This is a genomic window from Pseudidiomarina halophila, from assembly GCF_003987215.1.
Taxonomy (GTDB): Bacteria; Pseudomonadota; Gammaproteobacteria; order Enterobacterales; family Alteromonadaceae; genus Pseudidiomarina; species Pseudidiomarina halophila.
The window spans coordinates 57,760-82,328 of record NZ_PIPW01000003.1 but is presented as its reverse complement, the minus strand read 5'-3'; the positions used below and the strand labels follow the sequence as shown (position 1 = coordinate 82,328).

Annotated in this window: 26 protein-coding genes and 1 riboswitch; of the genes, 15 read left to right on the top strand and 11 right to left on the bottom strand. The window is 51.2% G+C overall.

Annotated elements, in window-relative coordinates:
* Positions 1–6: 6 nt before the first annotated feature.
* From CWI69_RS09520 to CWI69_RS09500, 5 genes are read left to right on the top strand one after another with little or no spacing between them, the layout of a single operon-like run.
* The gene (locus CWI69_RS09520) at positions 7–882 is read left to right on the top strand and encodes a Dam family site-specific DNA-(adenine-N6)-methyltransferase (RefSeq protein ID WP_126763982.1); all 876 of its coding nucleotides are present in this window, start codon (positions 7–9) and stop codon (positions 880–882) included.
* Positions 879–1,337 (top strand): GNAT family N-acetyltransferase, encoded by a 459-nt coding sequence (locus CWI69_RS09515; RefSeq protein WP_126763981.1) that lies wholly within the window; start codon positions 879–881, stop codon positions 1,335–1,337. Before CWI69_RS09520 ends, CWI69_RS09515 begins: the two co-directional genes overlap by 4 nt.
* Positions 1,334–2,014, top strand: coding sequence for a class I SAM-dependent methyltransferase (locus CWI69_RS09510; protein WP_126763980.1), 681 nt, complete (start codon positions 1,334–1,336; stop codon positions 2,012–2,014). Before CWI69_RS09515 ends, CWI69_RS09510 begins: the two co-directional genes overlap by 4 nt.
* Entirely contained in the window at positions 2,011–3,210 is a 1,200-nt protein-coding gene (locus CWI69_RS09505; RefSeq protein ID WP_126763979.1) for a BaiN/RdsA family NAD(P)/FAD-dependent oxidoreductase, read from the top strand. Before CWI69_RS09510 ends, CWI69_RS09505 begins: the two co-directional genes overlap by 4 nt.
* 35 nt (positions 3,211–3,245) lie before the next feature.
* Complete coding sequence (locus CWI69_RS09500) at positions 3,246–4,139, top strand: cation diffusion facilitator family transporter (RefSeq protein ID WP_126763978.1); 894 nt, start codon at positions 3,246–3,248, stop codon at positions 4,137–4,139.
* Between the two features lie 19 nt (positions 4,140–4,158).
* Here the strand turns inward: CWI69_RS09500 and CWI69_RS09495 are convergent, their stop codons facing one another.
* The gene (locus tag CWI69_RS09495; RefSeq protein ID WP_126763977.1) at positions 4,159–4,662 is read right to left on the bottom strand and encodes a hypothetical protein; all 504 of its coding nucleotides are present in this window, start codon (positions 4,660–4,662) and stop codon (positions 4,159–4,161) included.
* Between the two features lie 133 nt (positions 4,663–4,795).
* Here CWI69_RS09495 and CWI69_RS09490 point away from each other — a divergent pair, with 133 nt between their 5' ends.
* Positions 4,796–5,773 (top strand): amidoligase family protein, encoded by a 978-nt coding sequence (locus tag CWI69_RS09490; RefSeq protein ID WP_126763976.1) that lies wholly within the window; start codon positions 4,796–4,798, stop codon positions 5,771–5,773.
* On the top strand, positions 5,743–6,429 hold the full coding sequence (locus tag CWI69_RS09485; protein ID WP_126763975.1) for a gamma-glutamyl-gamma-aminobutyrate hydrolase family protein: 687 nt from the start codon (positions 5,743–5,745) through the stop codon (positions 6,427–6,429). The genes CWI69_RS09490 and CWI69_RS09485 overlap by 31 nt, the downstream gene beginning before the upstream one ends.
* Here CWI69_RS09485 and yjjG read toward each other — a convergent pair.
* The 3 genes from yjjG to CWI69_RS09470 are packed head-to-tail and all read right to left on the bottom strand — an operon-like array spanning position 6,412 to position 8,191.
* Positions 6,412–7,107 (bottom strand): pyrimidine 5'-nucleotidase, encoded by a 696-nt coding sequence (yjjG, locus tag CWI69_RS09480; RefSeq protein ID WP_126763974.1) that lies wholly within the window; start codon positions 7,105–7,107, stop codon positions 6,412–6,414. The genes CWI69_RS09485 and yjjG overlap by 18 nt on opposite strands.
* The gene (locus CWI69_RS09475) at positions 7,107–7,634 is read right to left on the bottom strand and encodes a GNAT family N-acetyltransferase (protein WP_126763973.1); all 528 of its coding nucleotides are present in this window, start codon (positions 7,632–7,634) and stop codon (positions 7,107–7,109) included. The genes yjjG and CWI69_RS09475 overlap by 1 nt, the downstream gene beginning before the upstream one ends.
* The gene (locus CWI69_RS09470) at positions 7,631–8,191 is read right to left on the bottom strand and encodes a TMEM165/GDT1 family protein (RefSeq protein ID WP_126764241.1); all 561 of its coding nucleotides are present in this window, start codon (positions 8,189–8,191) and stop codon (positions 7,631–7,633) included. The genes CWI69_RS09475 and CWI69_RS09470 overlap by 4 nt, the downstream gene beginning before the upstream one ends.
* 4 nt (positions 8,192–8,195) lie before the next feature.
* Positions 8,196–8,391: riboswitch (yybP-ykoY riboswitch) on the bottom strand.
* Between the two features lie 137 nt (positions 8,392–8,528).
* Here CWI69_RS09470 and CWI69_RS09465 point away from each other — a divergent pair.
* Both CWI69_RS09465 and fnr read left to right on the top strand, forming a co-directional pair.
* The gene (locus CWI69_RS09465) at positions 8,529–9,056 is read left to right on the top strand and encodes a CC0125/CC1285 family lipoprotein (protein WP_241971084.1); all 528 of its coding nucleotides are present in this window, start codon (positions 8,529–8,531) and stop codon (positions 9,054–9,056) included.
* Positions 9,057–9,128: 72 nt separating this feature from the next.
* A complete protein-coding gene (gene fnr, locus CWI69_RS09460) occupies positions 9,129–9,935 on the top strand; it encodes a fumarate/nitrate reduction transcriptional regulator Fnr (protein ID WP_338051948.1) in 807 nt (268 codons plus the stop codon).
* A 7-nt stretch (positions 9,936–9,942) separates the two neighbouring features.
* Here fnr and CWI69_RS09455 read toward each other — a convergent pair whose 3' ends face one another.
* Positions 9,943–10,461: a hemerythrin domain-containing protein gene (locus tag CWI69_RS09455; RefSeq protein WP_126763971.1), complete on the bottom strand. Its 519-nt coding sequence runs from the start codon at positions 10,459–10,461 to the stop codon at positions 9,943–9,945.
* A 171-nt stretch (positions 10,462–10,632) separates the two neighbouring features.
* Here CWI69_RS09455 and norR point away from each other — a divergent pair, with 171 nt between their 5' ends.
* From norR to CWI69_RS09440, 3 genes are read left to right on the top strand one after another with little or no spacing between them, the layout of a single operon-like run.
* Complete coding sequence (gene norR / locus CWI69_RS09450) at positions 10,633–12,168, top strand: nitric oxide reductase transcriptional regulator NorR (RefSeq protein ID WP_126763970.1); 1,536 nt, start codon at positions 10,633–10,635, stop codon at positions 12,166–12,168.
* 17 nt (positions 12,169–12,185) lie between these two features.
* Positions 12,186–12,605: a YbaN family protein gene (locus CWI69_RS09445; RefSeq protein WP_198678937.1), complete on the top strand. Its 420-nt coding sequence runs from the start codon at positions 12,186–12,188 to the stop codon at positions 12,603–12,605.
* Positions 12,592–13,347: a HesA/MoeB/ThiF family protein gene (locus CWI69_RS09440; protein WP_126763969.1), complete on the top strand. Its 756-nt coding sequence runs from the start codon at positions 12,592–12,594 to the stop codon at positions 13,345–13,347. Before CWI69_RS09445 ends, CWI69_RS09440 begins: the two co-directional genes overlap by 14 nt.
* Here CWI69_RS09440 and CWI69_RS09435 read toward each other — a convergent pair.
* Positions 13,344–14,549, bottom strand: a complete 1,206-nt coding sequence (locus CWI69_RS09435) for an NnrS family protein (protein ID WP_198678936.1) — start codon at positions 14,547–14,549, stop codon at positions 13,344–13,346. The two genes, CWI69_RS09440 and CWI69_RS09435, sit on opposite strands and share 4 nt — an antisense overlap.
* Positions 14,550–14,852: 303 nt before the next feature.
* On the opposite strand from CWI69_RS09435, the gene CWI69_RS09430 reads away from it, so the two are divergent.
* A complete protein-coding gene (locus CWI69_RS09430) occupies positions 14,853–17,519 on the top strand; it encodes a nitrate/nitrite transporter (protein ID WP_126763968.1) in 2,667 nt (888 codons plus the stop codon).
* A 198-nt stretch (positions 17,520–17,717) separates the two neighbouring features.
* Here the strand turns inward: CWI69_RS09430 and mog are convergent, their stop codons facing one another.
* The 3 genes from mog to ubiU are packed head-to-tail and all read right to left on the bottom strand — an operon-like array spanning position 17,718 to position 20,141.
* Entirely contained in the window at positions 17,718–18,257 is a 540-nt protein-coding gene (mog, locus tag CWI69_RS09425; protein WP_126763967.1) for a molybdopterin adenylyltransferase, read from the bottom strand.
* Positions 18,247–19,143, bottom strand: a complete 897-nt coding sequence (locus CWI69_RS09420) for a U32 family peptidase (RefSeq protein ID WP_126763966.1) — start codon at positions 19,141–19,143, stop codon at positions 18,247–18,249. The genes mog and CWI69_RS09420 overlap by 11 nt, the downstream gene beginning before the upstream one ends.
* A 2-nt stretch (positions 19,144–19,145) precedes the next feature.
* The gene (gene ubiU, locus CWI69_RS09415) at positions 19,146–20,141 is read right to left on the bottom strand and encodes a ubiquinone anaerobic biosynthesis protein UbiU (RefSeq protein WP_126763965.1); all 996 of its coding nucleotides are present in this window, start codon (positions 20,139–20,141) and stop codon (positions 19,146–19,148) included.
* 86 nt (positions 20,142–20,227) lie between these two features.
* Between ubiU and ubiT the strand changes: the two genes are divergently transcribed.
* Positions 20,228–20,758 (top strand): ubiquinone anaerobic biosynthesis accessory factor UbiT, encoded by a 531-nt coding sequence (gene ubiT / locus CWI69_RS09410; protein WP_126763964.1) that lies wholly within the window; start codon positions 20,228–20,230, stop codon positions 20,756–20,758.
* 84 nt (positions 20,759–20,842) lie between these two features.
* On the top strand, positions 20,843–22,210 hold the full coding sequence (gene hemN / locus CWI69_RS09405; protein WP_126763963.1) for an oxygen-independent coproporphyrinogen III oxidase: 1,368 nt from the start codon (positions 20,843–20,845) through the stop codon (positions 22,208–22,210).
* 5 nt (positions 22,211–22,215) lie between these two features.
* Here hemN and CWI69_RS09400 read toward each other — a convergent pair whose 3' ends face one another.
* Together CWI69_RS09400 and nrdD are read right to left on the bottom strand one after the other, a co-directional pair.
* Positions 22,216–22,623: a ribonucleotide reductase subunit alpha gene (locus CWI69_RS09400; protein ID WP_126763962.1), complete on the bottom strand. Its 408-nt coding sequence runs from the start codon at positions 22,621–22,623 to the stop codon at positions 22,216–22,218.
* Positions 22,624–22,732: 109 nt separating this feature from the next.
* A complete protein-coding gene (gene nrdD, locus CWI69_RS09395) occupies positions 22,733–24,559 on the bottom strand; it encodes an anaerobic ribonucleoside-triphosphate reductase (RefSeq protein ID WP_126763961.1) in 1,827 nt (608 codons plus the stop codon).
* Positions 24,560–24,569: the final 10 nt, after the last annotated feature.

Sequence of the window (24,569 nt, the reverse complement as noted above, 5' to 3'; positions counted from 1 at the left end):
ACAGTCGTGACTAAGAAAAATCGTGCCTTTCTTAAATGGGCAGGCGGTAAATACAATCTGATTGAGCCCATCACTGCCTTGCTGCCAGAGGGTAATAAGTTAGTTGAACCTTTTGTCGGAGCGGGATCCGTATTCCTCAACACCGACTATCCACGCTATGTTCTTAACGACGTCAATCCTGATTTAATTGCGCTGTTTAAAACCATCAAGCGCCGCCCGCAAACATTTATTCATGATGCCCGTAAATTATTTACTGCAGGCAACAACAGTGATGACGCCTACTACGCCCTGCGTCGTGAATTTAACGCCACCGTAGATAGTTACCAACGCTCATTGCTGTTTTTGTACCTCAACCGTCATGGCTACAATGGGCTTTGCCGGTACAATCGCTCCGGACAGTTTAATGTGCCTTTTGGCAGCTACCGTAAGCCCTATTTCCCGGAACAGGAAATCGAATTTTTTGCCGCTAAGGCACAGCGCGCGGTGTTTACTTGTCTGAGTTTCGAGAAAGTTTTCCGCCGCGCCCGTAAAGGCGACGTGGTCTATTGCGATCCGCCTTACGCGCCATTGACTGCGACCGCAAATTTTACCGCCTATGCCACTAGCGGATTTAGTCTGGATCAGCAGCATGAACTGGCGCGCCGTGCCGCTCATACTGCGCACAAACGTGGCATCCCGGTAGTGATTAGTAATCACGATACCGATTTAACCCGGTTGCTGTATGCCGATGCCGATTTACAAAGCCTGCAGGTGGCACGCTTTATTAGCCCCAAAGCCGATGGCAGAACCAAAGTTGCTGAGTTATTGGCCTTGTATACGGCAAAGCCCCGGGCGGCCAATGTCATTTCATTAGCACAAGCCAAACGCAAGGTTGCACGATGAACGACCAACTTACCTGGGTAGTTAAATCCTTTGCCGAATTAACTACCAAAGAACTCTATCAGTTACTGCAATTGCGGCAGGACGTTTTTGTGGTCGAACAGACCTGTCCTTACCTAGACGCTGACGGCCTCGACGATCAGGCTTTTCATCTGTACGCTCTCGATGCGGCCGGCGTCATGGTTGCGTACGCACGCTTGTTTGGCGCCAGCAGCAAAACCCCTTATGCACGCATTGGTCGGGTGATCAGCGCCGGCACCGTGCGCCGGCAAGGCCTTGGCCGTGAGCTTATGCGGCGCGCCATCGACTGGTGTCACGAGCATTACCCCGATGCCCCGATCCGCCTCGGTGCGCAGGTGTATCTGCGTGCGTTCTATCACAGTTTTGAATTTCGTGAGATCGGTGCCGAGTACCTTGAAGACGGCATTCCTCATGTTGATATGGAACGCGCACCGTGACTTCGGTCGAGTCATTTTCACTGCTTAATACAGCTTCAGGTTTAGGCCTGGTCTGGCACGAGCACGAGGAAATGAAGCCGCTGGTCATTGATTTTCTCGCTGGCAAGCAAGCGCGCCGTGCCCAGTTAGCAACCACCAAAGATGAAGCTATTGCGCGTGCCTGTGGGCTGGCCAAGCATCCTGACAGCAGTATTCTCGATGCCACTGCCGGGCTGGGGCGCGATGCCTGGGTGTTGGTGAACCTTGGTGCGACTGTTGCTATGCTCGAGCGCCAGCCTAAAGTCTATGCGCTGCTAGCTGATGCGCTCGAGCGGCTGTACGCAGAGCAACCGGACTACCGCGAGCAGTTTTTTTTAGCGCCCTTTGCCAGCTTAGCTGACGCTCAACCCGCGAGTTTTGACGTGGTTTACCTCGACCCCATGTATCCCAAAAGTGACCGTAAGCAAAAGGCGGCAGTGAAAAAAGATATGCAGATGTTTCAACAGTTGGTCGGCGCCGATACCGATGCTGATCAGCTGCTGGCTCCGGCGCGCCAAATAGCCCGTCGCAGAGTGGTGGTAAAGCGTCCGCAACATGCGGCTTATCTGGCTGATACAAAGCCCGATGGGCAAGTGGTCAGTAAGAAGCACCGCTTCGATATTTATCTAAGCAAAACTGCGGACCAAAGCTCAGCATGAATACTAACTACGATGTGATTATGATTGGTGCCGGCGCTGCCGGTTTGCATTGTGCCTGGCAAGCGGCTGCCCGGGGTCTGCGGGTGTTATTGCTCGACCATGCCAAGCAAGCAGGGAAAAAGATCTTAATCTCTGGCGGTGGCCGCTGTAATTTTACCAACTTGTACGCAAGTCCGGAAAATTACCTGTCGGAAAATCCGCACTTTTGTAAGTCAGCCCTCAGTCGCTACACCCAATGGGATTTTATCGCGCTAGTCGAAAAGCATGGCATTGCGTACCACGAAAAAACCCTCGGCCAACTGTTTTGTGATGACTCAGCCAAAGCCATTGTGCGCATGTTGCTTGATGAATGTGCAGCTTACGGTGCCAGGGTGCAACTGCGTACAGAGATCACCAAGGTGGTGTGGCAGGACCAGCGCTATACAGTAAGTACGTCCCAGGGTGAGTACTCTGCGCCACAGTTAGTGGTCGCCTGTGGCGGATTATCCATGCCAAAACTCGGGGCAACGCCGCTGGGCTATCAGCTGGCGGAGCAATTCGGCCATACTGTACTGCCGGTGCGCGCCGGACTAGTCCCTTTCACCCTGCACGAGCGCGACAAAGAGGCATACAGTGAGCTCTCCGGACTGGCTCTTGATGTAACTGCGCAGAATGATCGCGCCAGTTTCAAAGAGGCGATGTTATTCACCCATCGTGGCCTCAGCGGTCCGGCGATGCTGCAAATCTCATCCTATTGGTTGCCGGGCGAAACTTTCACTGTCGACCTGCTGCCACAGCTTGATAGCCTTGCCGAATTACAACGACTGCGCGCTGAACGGCCAAAGCTGGGTCTGCGCAGTGTGTTGCAGCAATGGTTTCCGAAACGCTTCGCGCAAACCTTCGCTGAGCAACAGCAATGGCCAGACAAAAACCTGGCAGACTGCAGCAATGCACTACTTGAAAGCGTCGCCACTAAGCTTCACGCCTGGCCGGTCAAACCCAACGGCACCGAAGGTTACCGCACTGCCGAAGTTACCCTCGGCGGGGTTGATACTGACCAGCTCAGCTCCAAAACTATGGCCAGCAAGCACCAGAGCGGCCTATACTTTATCGGTGAGGTGGTCGATGTTACCGGCTGGTTAGGCGGCTATAATTTCCAGTGGGCCTGGGCCAGCGCACATGCCTGTGCCGAAGCGTTGACGTCCACCAACCAATAAGCTGACATCATCAGCGCGCAACCGAAGGAGCTTTGATGGGACATCACCATGGCCACGATCATTCAAAAGATATGCCTTCATCACGCTTAGGCTGGGCGTTTTTACTTAATTTCGTTTTCACTATTATTGAGTTTATCGGCGGCATACTCACCAACAGTACCGCTATTTTAGCTGATGCTGTGCACGATTTGGGTGACAGTATGTCGCTCGGATTGGCCTGGGTATTGAATAAACTTGGTAACAAAGAAGCCAATCACAGCTTCACCTACGGCTACAAACGACTCAACCTGGTTGGCGCATTCCTTAATGCTGTGGTGCTTATTGCTGGTTCCGTCTGGATCGTAATGACTGCGATTCCGCGCTTGTGGGAGCCGCAAATGCCTGTTGCCGACGGCATGATTGCGCTGGCTGTGCTGGGTATTGCAGTCAACGGTTTTGCTGCTTATAAGTTGTCGCAAGGCAAGACCCTCAACGAACGGGTCATCAACTGGCATTTACTGGAAGACGTTTTGGGCTGGGTCGCCGTGCTGATTGTCGGTATTGTGCTGTTGTTTGTCGACTGGCCAATTCTCGACCCTATTCTTTCGATTGCTTTTACGCTGTTCATTCTGCTGAATGTTTTCCGCAACCTGTGGGCAACACTTAAGCTGTTTGTGCAAGCTTCACCGGATCAGGAAACCTATCAGGCGGTGGCCGAGTCTCTGCAGGAGCTGCCGAATATCGCCAGTGTCCACCACCTGCATTTCTGGTCCCTGGATGGCGAATCTCACGTCCTCACCGCCCACTTAGTCTTAGCCCGCAATCCCACAGACGACGAACGCTGCGAACTGAAGGAACGCATCGATGCTGCACTGGCTGATTATCAACTCAGCCATACCACCATTGAACTGGAATACCCGAATGATATTTGCCGGGACAGCAGCGCCTGAGCTTGCAGGTGACCGACGCTTACAGCTCGTCGGTACCTACCAGTTCCTTCTCGATATCATCGGCGGTTTGTGAAACTGCGCCGATCGCCGACGCTAAGGTTTCGCCCGAGGCGTTTGCTGACATTTTAGCCCGGAAAATAACCACTTGCTGATCGCCCCAGGTTTGTTGTTCCCAGCCACCAAGAATCATGTCTGAGCTTTCACTTAGGAATTGATTCGCTAGTTCTGCACTCAACTGCGTATCACTGACATGCCCGATAGACCACACTTCCCGGATTTCGAGATGTTCAAGCCGGTAGGTTCGGGTACTTACGTAAACCACCTGTGACCGCGCATCATCAAATTCCATGACCAGTTTAAAATCGCCATCTTCATCGATTTCGTAATTAAAATCGGTTTCCTGTAACGCGATTTTTACCCGTTTATCGTAATTTTCTTCAGCATCAGTACCACCAACCTGTGCCTGAGATGATGCTGAAAAAATCGCCAAAAGCATGGCTAGTTTTAATCCTGTATTACGCATCCTAAACTCCTTTTTTTATAATTATCAGTTGCCAACAACTACCTTAACTATTTTCCGGGAAAGTTGTAATAATTTTTCAGCTTGCTACTCTCGATTATACTTACACCGTAGCTAGCAGGCAGGAAAACGCATCATGGTTAAGTTTGTACAGCCACAAAAGCTGAAAACCGCAGAGGGTGATATCCGCCGGGTGGGCTTCGAGCTGGAATTTTCCGGAATCGATGTAGCTACCAGTGCCGAAGCCGTTGCTCGCGCGCTGGGTGGTTCGCCTTACGCAAAGAGCTCCGCACAATGGCGCGTCGAAGGGCCTCTGGGCGAGTTCAGAGTCGAAATCGACTGGAACTTCCTACAAAAACTCGCCGCGGAAAAAGGCGAGCATGCCAACACGGATTCTTTGCTCGAGTCATTAAGTCAGGCGGCGGGACTGGTCGTGCCGGTGGAAGTTGTTTGCCCTCCGATTGCTTGTGATGAGCTCGATGCTCTCACGGGTATGGTTGACGAGTTACGCGATGCAGGAGCTAAAGGCACGGACGAGTCGATGATCGCGGCTTATGGCACCCATATCAACCCTGAACTTCCTGACACCGATAGCGAAACCATTTGTCGCTATATGCAAGCTTATGCGTTGTTGCAGTGGTGGCTGGTTGATCAGCATCACGTAAATCCTACTCGTAAGCTAAGCCCTTATGTGGACCTCTATCCGGAAGCTTATGTGCGCAATTTGCTTAAGTACGATTCGGTGTCCATCAACGAACTTATTGATGACTACCTTAAAGCTAACCCGACGCGCAACCGGGCACTCGATATGTTGCCACTTTTTAGCCACCTTGACAGTGAGCGGGTCAAAGCAGAGCTAACCGACGACAAAATCAAAGCGCGACCGACTTTGCATTACCGGTTACCCAACTGTCGCATTAATGAGGCCAGCTGGACCCTTGCCAGGGAGTGGAACCTCTGGTGCAATGTTGAACGCTTAGCTAATCGGCCGAAAGCTCTTGCAGAGCTGGCAGCTGATTTCCTTGACGCCGATAGACCCATGCTCGGTGTTGCCCGACAACCATGGATTGAGCACGTAGACGAATGGCTAAAAGAAAACCTCGGATCGGCGTAACCGGCGCCGGAAAAAAATGGTCTCCATCATGGTGGACCACCCGCATCGCACTTTGGTTATGTGGCGCTGAAGTTGAACGCATTAGTGTGTGGCACCGTCCTTCTGGCCTGCCACTACATGGCATCGTCATTGGCGGTGGCAGCGACATTTCGCCTGAACACTATGGCGGCACTTTAAGTGGAAAGGTCAAACACGACCCGGATCGTGACGAACTGGAAATTCGCTGGATCAACAAGGCCTTACGCGATGATATTCCAATGCTCGGTATTTGCCGCGGTGCACAGCTAATCAACGTCGTGCATGAGGGGAACCTCTACGATGATATCCGGCAGTTGCGCAAGAAGACCTACAATCGAGCTGGACTACTGCCCACGAAACAAGTTTTCGTGCGTGGTGATAGCGACCTTGCGAAGATTGTAAAAAAACGCAAGCTGCGGGTAAATAGTCTGCACCATCAGGCGGTGCATGATGTCGGCGAAAATTTACGCATTGTTGCCCATGATCTTGATGAAATACCGCAAGCGATTGAAAGTTCCGGGCATCACCCGATAGTGGGTGTGCAGTGGCATCCTGAGTATTTATTCTATATCCCCAGTGAGTTGCGATTATTCCGCTGGCTGGTTAAAGAAGCTAAAAAATTACATGGACTCAGCTAACAAGCGATCCAGCTCAGGTAACGAACGTACCGTGTAATGTGGTGGCGTCGGTAACGGACAGGCTGCGTCTTCGACGTTGAGCCAACAGGAATGCAGTCCGCTAAGCTGCGCACCAAGTACATCTGAATGCGGGTTGTCGCCAGTCATAAGCACACGAGCGCGGTCTTTTTGTTGCATCAGCTCGAGTGCATGAGTGAAGATCGCCGGGTCAGGTTTGGCTACGCCGAATTGCTCGGAAATCACCACCAGGTCAACTAATTCACCCAGTCCGGTTTGTGCCAGCCGGGCTTCCTGAAGTTCGGTAAAGCCATTGGTGATAATACCAATTTTTGTCGATTCGCGGGCGCGTTCAAGCAGCTCCCGGGCGCCCTCCAGCGGCTGACAAATGCCCGCCATAGCGCTTAAGAACGCGGAGTTCAGTTCATCGGCGCTGACCTGCAATTTGCCAGCCCAACTGGCAAAACGCCGGCGTTGTAACGTCCTGGCGTCTATTTCTCCCGCCTGATACTTTTGCCATAGCGGTTTATTCAAAGCCTGATAGTCGCTGTAGTCCGCATCAGTAAAGCTAACCCCATAGCCACGAAACAATTCCTGCAAGCCAGCTAACGCATTGAACGAAAATAATGTCTCATCGGCGTCAAACAATAACCAATCGTAACCATGCAATTTAGTTGGCATTAAGCCCCCTCTTCAGTCCAGCGAGCAGTCCAGCGAAAACAGCAAAGGGACTCTTTGCTACGCGGTTCAATGATCATTCCATTCGGCTTGAAACCTACAGCCTGCAACAGCTTATGGCTCGCCTCATTGTCCATACTGGCAATCGCCAGCAGCTCTGGTAAACCTAACTCAGCCCGGGCGTAACTTAAACACGCAGCAGCTGCTTCGCGCGCAAACCCCTGACCATAAGCTTCCGGTACTAACGCAAACCCTAAGTCGGGCACAGGTAAATAGTCACGCTTGACCAAGCCACAGACACCGACCCCCTGTCCCTCAAATTCCATTAGCCACAAGCCAAAGCCATGCTCACGGTAACTGTTTTGCAGCACCTTTTTCAGGTAATCCGCGGCGTCAGCCAGACTGCTAATACCGCGATCACCAATCGCCCGACGAAAGTCACTGCCGGTGTAGAGTTGATGAATAAAGTTTGCGTCTGCATCTTCTAACTCACGCAGCACTAAGCGTTCTGTTGCAAAAACTTCTGTCATAGGCTCCACCACAGCGTTGCCAGTCCCAGCATCATAAAAGCTGCGGCGGCGATGTAACGAACCAGATTTAACGGCACCCGCCGCATTAGCTTCTCACCCAGCAGCACTACCGGCACGTTGGCAAGAAGCATTCCTAAAGTGGTGCCGAGGGTCACCCAAACGATGCTTGCGTACTGAGCACCCAGAACCATGGTCGCAACCTGAGTTTTATCGCCTATTTCAGCGAGGAAAAAGAGTACAAAGGTTGCGCACAAAGCACCATAACAAGAGCAGCGGGTATCTTCATCATCGAGCTTATCAGGCACCAGAACCCATAAACCAATGGCAATGAAACTAACACCAATAACTATGCCTGCGTAATCGGCAGGGATCCAGGACGCAGACCACTGCCCGAACCATGCGGAAATAAAGTGATTGATAAGGGTTGCGGCAAGAATACCGATGATGATCGGCCACTTTTGCCGGTAGCGCGCCACCAGCAATAAACTCAGTAACTGAGTCTTATCACCAATCTCTGCCAGAGCGACAGTTAAGGTAGAGGTAACAAAAGCTTCCATGGTGAACTCCGGCGGGTCGATTTCACTAAGGCAAACAGCAACCCCCGCCATTTAGCGGTTGCTCTTTACCTTAGGTCTTGCCAGTTCCGGTGGCCCGGAACGAATACACCATGAACCAATGCGGGTTCAATTATGTTGACGCATTCTCTTTACCATCGTTGTGATGACAGCAAAGTCGACTACTCCCCTAAGACGGCCCGCATTGTATCGAACTACCGCTTAGCGAAGCAAGGGCCGGCCAAAAGTAATCTTAGTTTACCGAAACTTATCACTTTGCCGGAAAGCAAAAACTGAGAGCTCGACTACACTTACTAAGTGTCTTCTAAAGGAGGAGAAAATGATGAACTACATGCGACTAATGATGGTTAGTTTTACGCTGGTGCTTGCTGCATGCTCGAGCAAACCGGATTATCGTGCTGCTGAAGATGGTGGTTACGGCTACACTGAAACGCAAATCACTGATACCCAATATCAAGTGCAGTTCAAAGCACGCGGCACGGATAAAGGCGCAGCCAATAACTACGCCTTGCTGCGCGCAGCAGAGGTGACCTTAGCGAACGACTACGACTGGTTCACCATCACTCACCGGGAAACCGAAGTAGACAAAGAAACTGTCCGTGATGCAGATTTTGCCTACCCAACCTCGGGCGATATGATTACCTACTGTAACGCCATCCGTTGCGAAACTCGCTATTACCCACGTAGTGCTTATACTGCCGGGATCCACGTTGGCGGTCGCAGCGATAGTGATATCGCCGTTACCCTCGACATTAAAATGGGTCATGGTGAGCAGCCTGACGCCAGATACAGTTACGATGCTTCAGAAGTTGTAAGCAACTTACAGCCGAAAAAAACCGACGAGTAAATCTGCTATCGGGGTGTCAGAGTTTTTTTACTCTGCGCCCCAGTTTCTTTAATCAGCTTCATCTACCCCTAAATAGTAAACTCAGCACTACTCCTTCATGATGCGTTCACTTTTTTAGCATCTGACGTATACTGCAAAACACCAAGCGTTATTGACGCAAATCAAGCATCAGTGGTGAAAACAATGACCTCACACATTCATTGTCAAAATTGCAGTATGGCGACCTTATGTCTGCCCTACCAGCTAAGTCCCGAGCAAACGGAAAAGCTGGATACCGTTATTCAGCGTCATCGCCCGCTACAGAAACGCGACCTGCTGATCAATAGCGGCGAACCGCTGAACTATCTGTATGCCGTGCGCTCCGGTTCGTTGAAGTCGTACACACTAGATAGCCAGGGCGGCGAGCAAATTATCGACTTCCATTTACCCGGAGACTTAATTGGCTTCGATGGTCTTATCGATGGCCAACATCGGAGCTACACTCAAGCTCTGGAAACCACCATGCTGTGTGAGATTCCGATTCAATCACTGGATCAATTGTCGGCGGAATTGCCGGGGCTGCGCAAACAGCTACTTCGGGTAATGAGCGGCGAACTCTTTGCCAGCAAGACGTTGCTCGGTACTCTGAACCATCATACTGCGCAGCAGCGCCTGGCGAATTTTCTCGTAACATTGTCATCTCGCTTCCAGCAACGTGGCCTTTCAAGCCGCGAATTTCGCTTGAGCATGACCCGTGCTGATATTGGTAATTACTTAGGTTTGTCAGTGGAAACCATCAGCCGTATTTTGACGCAACTGCAGAATGACGGCGTGGTTGCGGTACAAAATAAACTCATAGCAATAACTGCACCAGAGCGCTTACGCGCCCTGGCCGGTTAATCTAACGCTACTGACAGGAACCGCAGCAGAAATCTTTACCGTGCTGCGGTACTGCTTGTGGCTCGCGAAATAAAACTTCGTTTTCTAACGCGATATGCTGTTGCAGATCGTGGATCAATTCCTGTGTTCCCTCGTACAGCATGATCCAACTACCACAGGCACCGTGCGGAGCCTTGCCGTCACGCGTCAGCTGCGCCAACTTGGCAAGCATGACGTCATGTTCACCGTGCTCTTCTTCCATAACTGCGATAGGCCCGCTTGGATAAATGCCTCCGGCAAGCATGGGAAACAGGATCTGCTCTTCTTTCATCATGTGGCTTTCGAGTTCATTGCTCATTTCGGTAAGTAAATCAGCCAGGCCTACCGGGCACTCCTGATGGTCGTTGTGCACACTTTCAATTTTTCGCGCCAGTTGGATGAGCTCAGGAAATTGCTGACGGTGCTTTTCATGAAAGTTGGTTAACACAAATTGGATTAGGTCCTGGGTTGGCGCATCGCGCCATTGGTCGGTCAGTTGTTGGTGCATATCGACATCCTCAAAGCAAAAATGAATTGATTTCTCTCTCGTTACCTTCTTGATCGGTGCAATTTAAATGCCAGATCTACCCACTTTGATTTATATAGAAATTTGTTTGCCGATGGTAAATTACACCCATATTTTTACGGGTTCATCCCGCCTGAATGGGTTGATTTAACCATGCAAGATACATCTCTACTTGAGACGCTGGTCGCTGACCTCGTCACTGAATTACCGGCGGTTGTTCGTCTGCAAAAACTCGTCGCCACTTTGCGCCGTCACTTCAACTGTGGCGCTGTGGTGCTGCTGCAGCAAGAACAGCAGGTGCTGCGACCCATTGCCAGCATCGGGTTGGTGCGTGAAGCCTTAGGTCGGCGCTTTATCACTGAGCAACACCCTCGGCTTGCAGCGATCCTAACGGCCCGGGATACGGTGCGCTTTGAACCCGACAGCCAGCTTCCCGATCCCTACGATGGTTTGATTGAGGACTGTCCGGACGAACGTCTTGCGGTGCACGACTGCATGGGGATTGCCTTATATGTAGAAGGTAAGTGCTGGGGTGCGCTCACGTTAGATGCATTGCAACCGGGCACCTTCGATGCCTACGCTATGCGCGAGTTGCAGCGCGCCAGCTTACTGGTTGAGGCCGCCATCCGCATGGGCCAGCTTGAACAAAATATTCGAGCACTACGCAACAATCGGCGCGACGGTGAGACGCCGTTGCAGCATCAGACCACCACCGGATCGGAAATTATCGGGCATAGCGCCGCATTGCAGCAGGTGTTGCAGGAACTAGAAGTCGTTGCCAGTGCTGACCTGCCGGTATTGTTACTCGGCGAAACCGGGGTCGGTAAAGAATTGTTCGCACGCCAACTGCACCGTTGGTCGTCGCGCAGCAAACAGCCTCTGGTTTATGTCAATTGTGCCGCGCTTCCTGAGTCTCTGGCGGAAAGTGAACTTTTTGGCCATACGCGCGGCGCATTCTCGGGCGCGGCTACCGAGCGTGCCGGCAAGTTTGATAGTGCTGACGGCGGCACCCTGTTTCTGGACGAAGTCGGTGAACTGCCGGCATCCATTCAGGCGAAGTTGTTACGTACCCTGCAAAACGGTGAGATACAGCGCCTTGGCAGTGATAAATGCCACAAAGTCGACGTGCGGATCGTCGCCGCAACCAATCGAGATCTGAAGCAACAGGTTAAAACCGGTGACTTCCGTGCTGACTTGTATCACCGCCTGAGTGTTTATCCGTTACCCATACCACCGTTACGGGAACGACGGGAAGATATCTCCTTACTGGTTGGCCATTTTCTTGAGCTGAATCGTGCCCGCCTTGGACTAAGGGCCTTGCGCTTAAACTCGGCCGCTGAACATGCGCTGGTGCAGTACGATTGGCCGGGCAATGTGCGGGAGCTCGAACATACCGTTAGCCGCGCTGCTATCAAAGCCTTGAGTCAGGGTGCGGCGCGGAACGATATTGTCAGCATTGCGCCGGAATTGCTCGACTTACCAAACGCCCCGGCGGCCAGCCTGAAGGTCGACAGTGAAGCGCTCACCACCACCAGCATGAACCTGCGCGATGCAGTGCAGCAACTGCAGACACAGTTAATTGAACGCGCCTTAACGCAAGCGGACTATAAATGGACGCAGGCGGCACGTATACTGGAGGTTGACCCAAGTAACCTGCATAAGCTCGCGCAGCGGCTTGGATTGAAGTAGCGCGCGAGGAGACACAGATGACTGTAATACTGCGAATTCTGCTGTGGCGGGCGGTTGCGATTCTGGCGCTGCTGCTCGGCCTCATCGGTCTGCTGTTACCGATAATGCCCACCGTGCCTTTCCTGCTGGTCGCGGCATGGGCGGGCGGCAAGGGCTGGCCGGTACTCGAAGCCAAGCTGCTTGCGCACCCGAAATATGGCCCCCAGATCATTGCCTGGCGCCGCTATGGCGTGGTGAAACGTCAACCAAAAGTTATCGCTATTGTGATGATGACAGGCAGCGCCATCATGCTTAGTTTCAGTCCCGCCCCGCTAGCCGTCAAACTGACGGTGATCGGCATCATGCTCATAGTCGCAATCTGGCTGACGCTCCGCCCGGAGCATCCACCTGTCATAGTGACCAACAAGCAGGAGGCACCCTCTGATGACGCTTCCTGAACTCACACGTACGCAACTGTTGCGTTACAGCCGGCACGTGATGCTGCCGAATTTTGATCTGCTCGGTCAGGAACGTTTGTTAGCCAGTAAGGTACTGGTGATCGGAATGGGCGGTTTGGGCTGCGCGGTGGCACCCTATCTGGTCGGTAGTGGCGTAGGTAAACTGACTTTGGTGGACGATGATGTGGTCGACGGGCACAACCTGCCACGGCAAACTTTATACCAACATGACGACATCGGTGTCGCTAAGGTTGATGCAGCCCAGCAGCGCTTGCGCAGCATAAATGCCGATACAGACATCATTACCATAGCGCAGCGCGCTGATGCAGAATTACTGCTGACGTTAGTGCAGCAGCACGATGTCGTGGTTGATTGTTGCGATAACCTGGAGACGCGTAATGCGATTAATGCCGCCTGTGTGAAGGCTGAAAAGCCATTGGTATCCGGTGCGGCAATCCGCTATGAAGGCCAGCTCAGTGTGTTTCTGAACCAGCACCACGGACCCTGCTATCAGTGTTTTAGTCTGCTCTTCGGTGAGCAGCAATTGAGCTGTATGGAGTCCGGTATTCTTGCTCCGGTGGTTGGGGTAATTGGCTCCATGCAGGCCGTCGAGACACTAAAGCTGATAGCGCAGGTCGGTGAACCCATCGCTGCACAGGTGCTCTTGTACGACGGTTTACATGGCGACTGGCAAAAATTTAAGCTCAGCCGCCATCCCCAGTGTACGCTTTGTAATCCTTAGCCCGGCCGGCCATCTGCCCGCGGTAAAGTAAGAATTGGCAGGTAAACGATCACATAAATTAAGTACGCCAACACCCAGGCAGCGCCTGCATACAGATACCACTGGTAAGCCGCCTCAGGCCAGAACCAAGCCGCGAACACGCGCAATAATGCTGCGAGAATCACCAGCAAAAACGCCAGCGACATAATTTTCTTCGGTTGCAGCGGCCGTCCGCTGTGGCCGAGGGAAACCCGCGCCAGCATACTTAAAATCATGTTACCCATGGCGCCTACGGTCAGCGCATGGGTGGCGGTACTAACGCTAACTCCGCCGGTGGCATGATGCCAGGCAAATAAGCCAAGCCCAATTGGAAGGAACCAGTAGGCGACGTGGAATGACCAGAGTAAGGGCACCCGTAGGGTGATCCATATTTTCCAGCGCGCACACCGCACCGCTAATAATACCGCGGCAATAGCATATAAAACCGCAAGTATTGTGCTGTTCAGGTAACTACTCAATTGGGTGATTTGCAGAGCAAAAATAAGCCATAAACTGCCTAAGCTCAAACGGTCAAGCCAGACGATAGGTTGCACCTTCTCAGTCATGGTGCCATTGGCGGTAAACATAGGTAGCACACGGCCGCCAACGATAGCCATCAGGAGTGTGATTAAAATCACCGCATTCTGACTGCCAACTTGCTGCAAATCAAAGCGGCCCGTCATGCGTCCGTAATACATCAACGCGTTACATAACGTAAGCAGCAACAGGACCGGAACAAAGAACAGATTACGCTGCTGTTTCACCGCAATTAAAGGTATCGCCAGTAACACGGCAGCCAGGGGAAGGAACAGGAGATCAAGGGTTATCGGAACAATAGGCGGCAAGTAGGCACCAAATAGCAGGCTAATGCGACCAAGTAACCATACCGCTGTTAGTATACCGAGTGATCGACCATGGGTAGCCCGCAGGCCTGTCCAGTTTTGTACAGCTGTCAGCAAAAAGCCGACGATGATGGCAGCGACAAAGCCAAAGAGCATTTCGTGGCTATGCCAGAACATCACATCAGCAAACACCGGCAGTTGCACAGTGCCACTTAATACCCAGAGCCATAACATCATTGCTACCGCACTAAAGGTGGCGCCTAATAAGAACATTGGACGAAACGCCTGCCGCAGTAGCGGCCACATTTTTTCTTCTACTTTGAGATCGGTAATTTGCAGCATGTGCGCACCCTTTTAAACATACATTTTGTATCTATGTTTATACCATAGCTAAGACCAAAATCCAGCTAGATTTCCTGGAGATACCTCTTTAAAACAATGTTCCCACCTAAGCCAAAACGCAACTACCGATTAGGAGGTAGCCAGCGCCAGATCCACTCGTTTTGAGCGAAGCTCAGAGCCTATCCCAAAAGCGGTAACAGCCATGTAACCCACTGTTTGGAAGCCACTTTGACAGCTATGAGTGGCGCAATATTTCAGTAGACTTAAGGCAGAACATGAATCTCGTGCCAAAGGAGCATGATTATGCCTACCTCGCAATCACAAGTGAGTAAATTCGATCGCTATCGCGCGCTCGGCCTCTCAACTTTTGCGTTCACCCTGTGCTTTGCAGTGTGGACAATTTTTTCAATTATCGGTATTCAGATTAAAGATGACTTTTCGCTAACGGATACTCAGCTTGGCTTGCTGATGGCAACGCCCATTCTGACCGGTTCGATTAGTCGCTTATTCCTGGGTATCTGGACCGACCGCCTTGGTGGTCGCTGGGTGTTTGGTGTGCTGATGTTAACCACAGCACTCTGCGTTTACCTGTTAACCTTTGCTAATAGTTACGCCATGCTTTTGGTCGGTGCCTTAGGCGTGGGCTTAGCGGGCGGTGCATTCATCGTTGGTGTCACCTACACCTCATCATGGTTTGAGAGCAAACAGCAGGGTACTGCGCTCGGTATTTTTGGAGCGGGTAACGTGGGTTCTGCCGTCACTAACTTTGGTGCGCCTTTCTTATTGGTTGCGCTGGGTTGGCAAGGTGCAGCGCAGGTTTACGCGACCGTGATAGGTATTATGGGTATCGTGTTTATTCTGCTGGCCAAAGAAGATCCCCTGACGCAGCAGCGCCGGCAACAACCCAAGTTAACCTTTATGGAGCAAATGGCGCCGCTTGCCGAGTTGCGCGTGTGGCGATTTAGTTTCTACTACTTTTTCGTCTTCGGCGCTTTTGTGGCACTCGCGTTATGGCTACCCCACTACCTGATGGAAGTGTACGATCTTAGTATTAAAGAAGCCGGCATCATTGCCGCCCTTTATACTATTCCTGCGTCACTTTTCCGTATTCTCGGTGGCTGGATGTCGGATAAATACGGCGCCCGCCGGGTCATGTACTGGACCTTTATCGCATCTGCCATTTGTACATTTATGTTGAGCTATCCGCCGACTGAATACATTGTAGAAGGCGTTCACGGTGACATCCGCTTCCAGTTTGAAGTGACCTTAGCTGCCTTCGTGTTGTTAACCTTTGTTCTCGGTTTCTTCATGTCATTAGGTAAAGCTGCGGTGTTCAAGCACATCCCGGTTTACTATCCCAACAGCGTTGGTGCAGTGGGTGGTGTGGTCGGTATGATCGGCGGCCTCGGTGGCTTCTTGCTACCACTCACCTTCGGTATGTTGAATGATGTCATTGGTGTTTGGCAAAGCGTCTTCATGTTGCTCTTCGGTATCACTGTCATTTCGTTGTTGTGGATGCACTTCTCGATTCGCCGCGCGGAACGTATCGAAATTCGCGGAGATATTGAGCAAACGGATTTACCTGAATTCTCTACGCCAGATTACTACACCCTCGATGACTGGCGGCCGGAAGACAAAGAGTTCTGGGAAACTAAAGGTAAGAAGATTGCGACCCGCAATTTGTGGATCTCGATTCCCAACCTGTTCCTGGCTTTCGCTGTCTGGACCATCTGGAGTATTTTAGTGGTGAAAATGCCACAACTCGGCTTCACCTACTCCTCGAACCAACTGTTCTGGCTTGCTGCATTGCCGGCATTGTCTGGTGCTACTTTAAGAATATTTTATAGCTTCATGGTGCCAATATTTGGCGGCAGACGCTGGACGGCGATTTCGACCGCCTCGTTGTTAATACCCTGTATCTGGATCGGCTTTGCCGTACAAAATACCGACACGCCATATATAATCATGCTAATACTCGCTTTGTTGTGTGGTTTCGGTGGCGGCAACTTCTCCAGCTCCATGGCCAATATCAGCTTCTTCTATCCACAGAAGGAAAAAGGCGCGGCACTTGGCATGAATGCCGGTTTGGGTAATCTCGGCGTCTCGGGCATGCAGCTACTTGCGCCCTTAGTCATCGCCGCAAGTGTCTTTGGTCCTTTCGGCGGCGACCCGTTAGTCGTGCAACAAGGTGCACAGGCCGGTAACGAGATATGGCTGCAAAATGCTGCCTTCTTGTGGGTGCCGTTCATTGCTATTGCAGCAATCGCCGCATGGTTTGGCATGAATGACATCTCTTCTGCAAAAGCGTCATTCAGTGACCAGGCGGTCATCTTCAAGCGCTCGCATAATTGGATCATGAGTATCTTGTATCTGGGTACCTTTGGCAGCTTTATCGGCTTTGCTGCGGGTTTCCCGCTGCTTTCAGGCATGCTGTTCCCTGAGGTTGACCCCACCAAATACGCATTCTTAGGTCCATTAGTCGGTGCACTCTCCCGCCCCGTGGGTGGAATACTGGCTGATAAGTTGGGTGGCGCACGTGTAACATTCTGGAACTTCCTGCTGATGATTGCCGGCGTATTAGGCGTTATCTACTTCCTGCCACTGGGCGAAAGTGCTGGAAGCTTCTTCGGATTCTTTGTCGCATTCCTGGTGCTATTTATTGCCACAGGTATTGGCAACGGCTCGACCTTCCGCATGGTTCCGGTGATTTTCCTGAATCAACGCAAACGTGTACACGGCGACACCGAGGTAGCGGTTAAAGAAGGTAATAAAGAATCTGCTGCAGTGATTGGCTTTATCTCCGCATTTGCGGCTTACGGTGGTTTCTTTATTCCGAAGTCGTACGGAACCTCAATCGCACTGACAGGCAGTGTATCGGGTGCACTCTACGCTTTCATTGGCTTCTATGCAGTGTGTACGCTGATGACCTGGTGGTTCTACTCACGCCGCAATGCACCCAACCCTTGTTAACAGTGATGAACCCGGTAGCCCGCACTTCTAGTGCGGGTTAAACCACCAGACAACGGTGTACTCGACTGTAGCCCGCACTTCTAGTGCGGGTTAAACCACCAGACAACGGTAAACACGACGGTAGCCCGTCGATAAGATTCGGTTGATTGGTTTTTACATTTGGGAATTTTCAGGCTTGGCCCGTACTAGAAGTACGGGCTACTTTTTGGGGCGGAAAGGTTTGATGACGGTTTCGTCGCACTCGAGGAAGGGGCCTTCCATGAGGTCAATGCAATAAGGTACGGCAGGAAACACGGCGTCGAGACATTGTCGAATCGCCTTAGGTTTGCCAGGCAGGTTGATAATCAAGCTGTTGCCGCGCAAACCGGCCGTTTGCCGCGATAAGATTGCGGTCGGCACATACTTCAGTGACTCCATACGCATTAATTCACCGAAGCCCGGCATCATACGATCGCACACGGCTTCAGTGGCCTCAGGAGTAACATCGCGTTTAGCTGGTCCGGTACCGCCAGTCGTCACCACCAGACAACACTGTTCTTTGTCGACCAGCTCAATCAAGGCTGCCTCTATCTGATCCCGTTCATCAGGTACCAGGCGGTACACCGACTGCCATGGCGAATTCAGGTATTCACCCAGAGTACTTTCAATGGCTTTGCCAGAGATGTCCTCGTAAATACCTGCGCTGGCCCGGTCACTTACCGTCAGAATACCAATGCGTGCGGGAGTTTTAGCAGTCATCTTCCATCCTTTCATTTACCATGGTCATGCCAGCAAGTTTAAGCCAGTAACCATTACTTTCATTTTTCGCTAACCGATAGGGGCGCTGACCATCCTGATTCATGCGGAACCGTCGCAGCCAGGTGAAACTATCATGTGGCTCTGGGCTTAAGCGTACCATATCCACCAGACCGTGCATGCCCCGCAGTTGATTGATCAAATTATAACGGGCGCCTGACTGCGTTTGAATGCCGTTAAGAACAAAGACTTCTGTGCCGTCCTGGCTGGTTACCGTACGCCCCTGCGGATACTTGATGCAACATAACTCGCACTGATCTTTTGGCCGATTTTCTGAACGGGCAGTAAAACAACGACCGGACCAGGCCAAAGGTAAATGGCCAAAACTCAGTACTTCCGTTTCGAAGCAGTCGCGAACACTTTCAATCATGGGTTCGGCGAGGAGTTCTGCCAGCCAGTCCCGCGATAGTTCAACGGGTACTACCCAGCGCTTCATCCCCATACCAATAAAACGGCGTAAGCTATGTTGATTATAAATTTGTAGTGCGGCACCACCGACAAAAGGCAGTTTATGCTCAGTTAACATACTTATAGCGCCAACATCGTTGGCTTCCACCATAAAATCGCCGTTATCGCAGTATTTGCGTAATTCACGTAACTCCGATGGCGCTTCCAACAGGGTCATGGTCGATAAGCACACTTGCTTACCCGCTTCGCGCAATTCCTGAGCAATGCGGAAGTAATCTTCAAACTTAAGCTCCCGTCGCTTACTGCAGACGGTCTCGCCCAGGTACACACAATCCACATCTGAGTCAGCGACATCACGATAGAACGCCTCGACCTGAGCGCGGGGCCAAAAATAAAGGATAGGTCCAAAAGAAAACTGCATAATTATTTCCATTTCCGGTGGTAGGCGCCAAGGGTGGTCTGGCTGCCTTCAGAAAGATTTGCCAACACCGCATTCCACTCGCTTTGCACAGCGAAGTGTTCGGGATCTGTCATCATGTGATCAATTGCCTGGCGCCAAACCCGGGTAATTTGCGCAACGTATGCGGGGCTGCGCTGCCGCCCTTCGATTTTCAGGCTGGCAATGCCTTCACGATAAAGCTCCGGTAGTAAGTCCAGCGTATTTAAGCTGGTTGGCTCCTCCAGCGCATGGTAGGTGTCATCGCCGACCTTGAAACGGCCCTTGCACAAGGTGGGATAACCAGCGGTTTCATCAGGGGCAAAGCGATCAATCAGGATGCCGTTAAGACGCGACTCCAGGCCACCATCGCCGGTCTCATCCCAACGTACAAATTGGGCCGGTGAACAGGCACCGGCAGTATTTGGCGACTCTCCGGTCATATAAGAACTTAAATAACAGCGACCTTCCGCCATAATGCACAGGCTGCCAAACGCAAAAACTTCGAGATCAACGTCAGTGGTACGGGCAAGAGCTCGTACTTGCTGCATAGACAGTACACGTGGCAGGACCACGCGCTTAACACCGAATTGCTTATAAAAATCAATGGCCGCCGCATTTGTTGCTGACGCTTGTACACTCAGATGCAACTCTAATTTAGGATAACGTTCGGCGGCGTACGCCAGCACAGCAACATCAGCGACAATAAGTACATCGACACCGGCGGCCGCGGCGTCATCTACTGCTTGCCGCCAATGATCCCAGGTGCCTACATGGGCAAAAGTATTAATGGCGACATGGATTTTTTTACCGTAGCTGTGCACCAGCCGCACGGCTTCCCGTAAGCTTTGTGCATCAAGATTCAAACCAGCGAAATGGCGCGCGTTGGTTTCGCCTTTAAAACCTACGTAAACAGCATCTGCGCCATTTTCGATAGCTGCTTTTAATGCCGGCATACTGCCAGCGGGGCAGAGAAGTTCCATTTTGTTGATCCTTGCCGTAAACATACATCAGTAATGAGTATTATAATGGCTGGTACCGTTGACGGGGCACAAATACGAGGCAATGAATGGTTATCACCAAAGTAGTAGAGTTCACACCAAGGTTGTTAAAGTCTGCGGTGGCATTGGCACCACCGGCATTGGCATGCGGGGTGATCGAGCGTTTATTCGGACAAATATTTAAAGCTGATCTTGAAGCTGGTTCCTTCGACTTTCTTGCTGAGCGCTGGGTCCGCATCGAGGTTACGGATCTCGGTCTGAAGTTTTGTATTTCGGTCCAATCAGAAGCACAGCGGATGCGCTTCAAAGTCACACCTGAGTGCGATCACGCCGCTGTATTCATGCGCGTCGATTGGTCTGCGTTGTTGCAGTTGAGTACGCAACAGGTTGATCCCGATACCTTATTTTTTCGTCGCAAACTGTTACTCACCGGTGATACGGAACTTGGTTTACAGGTAAAAAATCTGCTGGATACCATTGAGCTTGAGCAGCGGCTGCCCCGTCACCTCTATCAACAGTTAGCCAAATTCGCAGAAGCAACCGCGCAGACCAGCGAAAAGCAAAATGCCGCGGCAAAATCATTGACCTGGATCAAATAAGTAACCCTTCAGGAGTATCAATTTTCTGATCTAAATCACGTAAAATTCAAACCCTCACTAAGCAGTCGGGTTTTGGAGCAGAAAATGACAGCGGTAACCTGGGATCAAGAACTGATCGACAAATACAATATTAACGGGCCACGTTACACATCGTACCCAACTGCGCTGGCGTTACAGCCCAACTTCCCGCACGAAAAAGTGCGCGAGACGCTCGCCAATGCGCCGCGTGAGTTGAGTTTGTATTTACACCTGCCGTTTTGTCACAAGCTTTGCTACTACTGCGGCTGTAACAAGGTCATCACCCGTCATCAGCACAAAGCCGATCGCTACCTCGATCTGCTTGCCGAAGAAATGGCAATGTACTCCGAGATGCTTGGTGATCGGGTCATCACCCAGATTCACCTCGGCGGCGGTACACCAACATTCCTTACCGAAACCCAGCTGACCCGCCTGCATACGCTGTTAAATCGCTTTTTCCTGATCAGCGCTGACGCGGAACTGAGTATCGAAATCGATCCCCGCAGCTGCAGTGACGAAAAACTTCGCCATTTACGCACCTTAGGTTTTAATCGTGTCAGCTACGGTGTCCAGGATTTCGACGAGAAAGTACAGATTGCGATAAACCGCGTGCAGGACACGGAGTTAATCAAGCATCAGGTACAACTCAGTCGGGAGTTAGGTTTTAGTTCTATCAACCTGGATTTGATCTACGGTCTGCCGTATCAACAACCGACCAGTTTCGCCGCATCCATTGATCAGGTCATTGAGCTGGCACCTGATCGCGTTTCATTATTTAGCTACGCACATCTGCCGCAGCGTTTTGCCGGACAGCGTAAAATACCGGATAGCTCGTTGCCTTCAGCGCCGATAAAGCTGGAGCTGCTGCAACTGGGTATCACCCGCTTCAGTGCCGCAGGTTATCAGTTCATTGGTATGGACCATTTTGCCAAAGTCGACGATGAACTGGCGATCGCTCAACAACAAGGCCGGTTGCAGCGCAACTTTCAGGGCTATACCACTGCAGGCCAGGATTGCATGCTGGGTTTAGGTGCTTCATCGATCAGTCAAATCAACGGTGTGCTGTGGCAAAACAGTAAAGATCTACCGGATTACTATCGCGCGCTGGAAGCCGAACAGTTGCCGGTCGTTAAAGGCTTTGTTCTGAGCGAAGATGATCGCCTGCGCGCAGCGCTGATTGCCCAGCTGATCTGCCATTTCGAGCTGGACAGCCTAAGCTTTAGTAACACCTGGCAGATCGACGATTTCTGGCACTATTTCGCGGCCGCACAAGCCAAGTTACAGCCATTCATTGAAGATGGTTTAGTGGTGATTAGTGATGGTGTGATTCAGGTAACCGAGCGCGGTCGTCTCTGGGTCCGCAGTATTTGTGCCTGCTTTGATGCCTACCTGGATAGCGAGGCAACTGCGCCTCGCTACTCTAAAGTGGTCTAGACTACTCAGGCGAACAGCTGAATCAGTTCGCCTTGTTTATTTACCGTGACAAAGTCGGCGATGCTGCCGGCTTTTACTTTATTGACCATCAAAGTTAACGGCTGATCAGCTTCGTCACTGGATGGCGCCTGACCTGCACGTCCTGACATGCTCGCGATAAATGCGATATCCCAATCCACTCCGGTTTGCTCTGATTCAGCCAGCAAAGTCGAAAAATCCGCAACTTCATGCGGTAACTTGTCGACACACAAGACCGGATCCAGCGCGCCGCCCTGTTGCTCAGCATAGCGCGATTTCTGGCTTTCCGTCGCGTCGTCGGGGAGTTCTGCTTTTGCCAATACAAACAGTAACCGTTGCGGTTCGTCCTGCTGTTGTGCAGCTTGAATAAGGTCGGAATAACTTTCAATAACCATAGCGTCAATCTCGTTGGGTTGATTCAACCTGGGATCATAACGTGTTTGGTCGGTATTACCCATACAACAAAAAAGGGAGCTGAGCTCCCTCTTTTGGAGTAGTTTTTGCTTAACTGGCCTGACGCCAGGCGCGCTGTGCGGAGGCTTCAACATGCCCCGATTCTGCGCGTTCGTAATAACGGCGGTTGTGCTCTTGTTGCCGCCCCGAACTAAAGGCCGAAACCCGTTTCAGGTATCCGATAACCCGGGTCCCGTAATCAATATCTTCCGAACCACAGGACGAGCACGCGCTGAGTGTGCGCTTATCGATATGCTCACAGGCATTACAAATGGTGATTTTTACGTTGATACAAAAGTAATTGCAGCCCGTTTGTGCTGCAGTATTCAGCAATGCCAGGTAGCCGGATTTGTTAAGCTTTTCATCAAGGTTTAAATGCAGTGCCGAACCACCATCGAGGTACTGAATTAACTCATCACCATGTAAGACGAATTTATCCAGCGCATTCGATTGCTGATCTTCGACAACATAAAAGTAGGAGTTGTAGCAATCCCGTGGCACGAAATAGCCGTCTGCCCGATCCCATTTCGCATTTTTTACGCCGAGGTTTTCAGCCGGCACAAACTCTGTGTTGAACATGCAGCCGTATTCGGCTTTTGCGGCTTTATTTGCATCATAAATCACTTTCAGCCGGTCGCGGACAAAGGCAATGTATTCAGGATTATTGCTTGCCTCGATGCCCTGTGATTCCGCCGCCTCAACCATACCGTTGATGCCGATGGTCAGAAACTGTTTATCCAGTGAGATAAAGCCGGCGTCATACACGGTCAACAAGCCAGCTGCTTTGTACTCTTCCATCAGACGCCGGTAAGCGACCTGGTATTTCTGAATTTTTTCGATTTCCGTCGCCAGATCACGGCCATCCTGTACCAGCCGGTTCATGTTGATGGTAATGACATTAATGGAGCCAGTAGCAACGCCTCCCGCACCCAGGGTGTAGGAGAAGGTGTTGTCGCTAATTTCGCTGCGTAGTCGACAACATGAGGCTAACGAGTCGGCATTGTCTGACAAATAGACAAAAAAGGAGTTGCCATCAGCAAGTTCACCTGCCATAGACTCAGCAAATGCCTGATCTTTACACTTACCGTCCTCGGTGAGCATGGCCACAGTGACGACCGGGAAGGTGAGAATGGTTTTTTTGCGCTCTTCATTGAACCAGTGCATGAAGAAGTCCTGTAACGCGCTGACCGATCCCCACTCGGGTTTACTAAAGTCAGGGAAAACAAATTCACCAAACATGCTATCGAAATAAAATTTATCGTACACGGAAATGTTCCAGAATACGCTCTGATAACCACGCGCAGCAGCCGGTTGATTTAACGCGTACACCACGTGTTGCAAATGATTTTGGATTTGATGGCGATGGGTGTTCAGGTAATCATCACCGTAATCTTTGCGCGCAAAGTAATCGAAGTAGGTTAAAAACTCTACGGTCGCCACAGCGCCGGCGAACTGAGAGCTAACAGCAAAAACAAAATTCACGAAACAGCCACAGAAGCTCTCCAGGTGCTTGGGCGCCAGCGATTCGCCGCCCAACTTAGTGAGGCCGTCTCGTAAAAATGGATACATGGTCACCGACACGCAGTAGGGCTTCAAGCTGGTTTCGTCATGCACGTAGATCTCATGATCTTCAATTTGTCGAACGTACTCTTGTGCGAGTTGCTCATCAAACAACTCAGCAATTTTGCTACTGACTTGCTTGCGATTCACTTGCACAAAAAAGTCTTTCATCAATTCAGCTTCCAGGGTCGCAATGTTCTTTTGCGTGACATTGGCATTAGCATCCATTTTCGATCCATCCGCCGCATTTTGTGCTTGCAGATACTCCTGGATGAAGTTCATTTTGTGCTCGATTTGTTCAGGTTGTAAGCGCAGCATTGTTGTTGTC

Bases quoted from the DNA above. Each gene is read 5' to 3' on its own strand.
- CWI69_RS09515 (WP_126763981.1), top strand. From the start codon at position 879: ATGAACGACCAACTTACCTGGGTAGTTAAATCCTTTGCCGAATTAACT.
- CWI69_RS09505 (WP_126763979.1), top strand. From the start codon at position 2,011: ATGAATACTAACTACGATGTGATTATGATTGGTGCCGGCGCTGCCGGT.
- CWI69_RS09500 (WP_126763978.1), top strand. From the start codon at position 3,246: ATGGGACATCACCATGGCCACGATCATTCAAAAGATATGCCTTCATCA.
- CWI69_RS09495 (WP_126763977.1), bottom strand. From the start codon at position 4,662: ATGCGTAATACAGGATTAAAACTAGCCATGCTTTTGGCGATTTTTTCA.
- CWI69_RS09490 (WP_126763976.1), top strand. From the start codon at position 4,796: ATGGTTAAGTTTGTACAGCCACAAAAGCTGAAAACCGCAGAGGGTGAT.
- CWI69_RS09485 (WP_126763975.1), top strand. From the start codon at position 5,743: ATGGCTAAAAGAAAACCTCGGATCGGCGTAACCGGCGCCGGAAAAAAA.
- yjjG (WP_126763974.1), bottom strand. From the start codon at position 7,107: ATGCCAACTAAATTGCATGGTTACGATTGGTTATTGTTTGACGCCGAT.
- CWI69_RS09475 (WP_126763973.1), bottom strand. From the start codon at position 7,634: ATGACAGAAGTTTTTGCAACAGAACGCTTAGTGCTGCGTGAGTTAGAA.
- CWI69_RS09470 (WP_126764241.1), bottom strand. From the start codon at position 8,191: ATGGAAGCTTTTGTTACCTCTACCTTAACTGTCGCTCTGGCAGAGATT.
- CWI69_RS09465 (WP_241971084.1), top strand. From the start codon at position 8,529: ATGATGAACTACATGCGACTAATGATGGTTAGTTTTACGCTGGTGCTT.
- CWI69_RS09455 (WP_126763971.1), bottom strand. From the start codon at position 10,461: ATGCACCAACAACTGACCGACCAATGGCGCGATGCGCCAACCCAGGAC.
- norR (WP_126763970.1), top strand. From the start codon at position 10,633: ATGCAAGATACATCTCTACTTGAGACGCTGGTCGCTGACCTCGTCACT.
- CWI69_RS09445 (WP_198678937.1), top strand. From the start codon at position 12,186: ATGACTGTAATACTGCGAATTCTGCTGTGGCGGGCGGTTGCGATTCTG.
- CWI69_RS09440 (WP_126763969.1), top strand. From the start codon at position 12,592: ATGACGCTTCCTGAACTCACACGTACGCAACTGTTGCGTTACAGCCGG.
- CWI69_RS09435 (WP_198678936.1), bottom strand. From the start codon at position 14,549: ATGCTGCAAATTACCGATCTCAAAGTAGAAGAAAAAATGTGGCCGCTA.
- CWI69_RS09430 (WP_126763968.1), top strand. From the start codon at position 14,853: ATGCCTACCTCGCAATCACAAGTGAGTAAATTCGATCGCTATCGCGCG.
- mog (WP_126763967.1), bottom strand. From the start codon at position 18,257: ATGACTGCTAAAACTCCCGCACGCATTGGTATTCTGACGGTAAGTGAC.
- CWI69_RS09420 (WP_126763966.1), bottom strand. From the start codon at position 19,143: ATGCAGTTTTCTTTTGGACCTATCCTTTATTTTTGGCCCCGCGCTCAG.
- ubiU (WP_126763965.1), bottom strand. From the start codon at position 20,141: ATGGAACTTCTCTGCCCCGCTGGCAGTATGCCGGCATTAAAAGCAGCT.
- ubiT (WP_126763964.1), top strand. From the start codon at position 20,228: ATGGTTATCACCAAAGTAGTAGAGTTCACACCAAGGTTGTTAAAGTCT.
- hemN (WP_126763963.1), top strand. From the start codon at position 20,843: ATGACAGCGGTAACCTGGGATCAAGAACTGATCGACAAATACAATATT.
- CWI69_RS09400 (WP_126763962.1), bottom strand. From the start codon at position 22,623: ATGGTTATTGAAAGTTATTCCGACCTTATTCAAGCTGCACAACAGCAG.
- nrdD (WP_126763961.1), bottom strand. From the start codon at position 24,559: ATGCTGCGCTTACAACCTGAACAAATCGAGCACAAAATGAACTTCATC.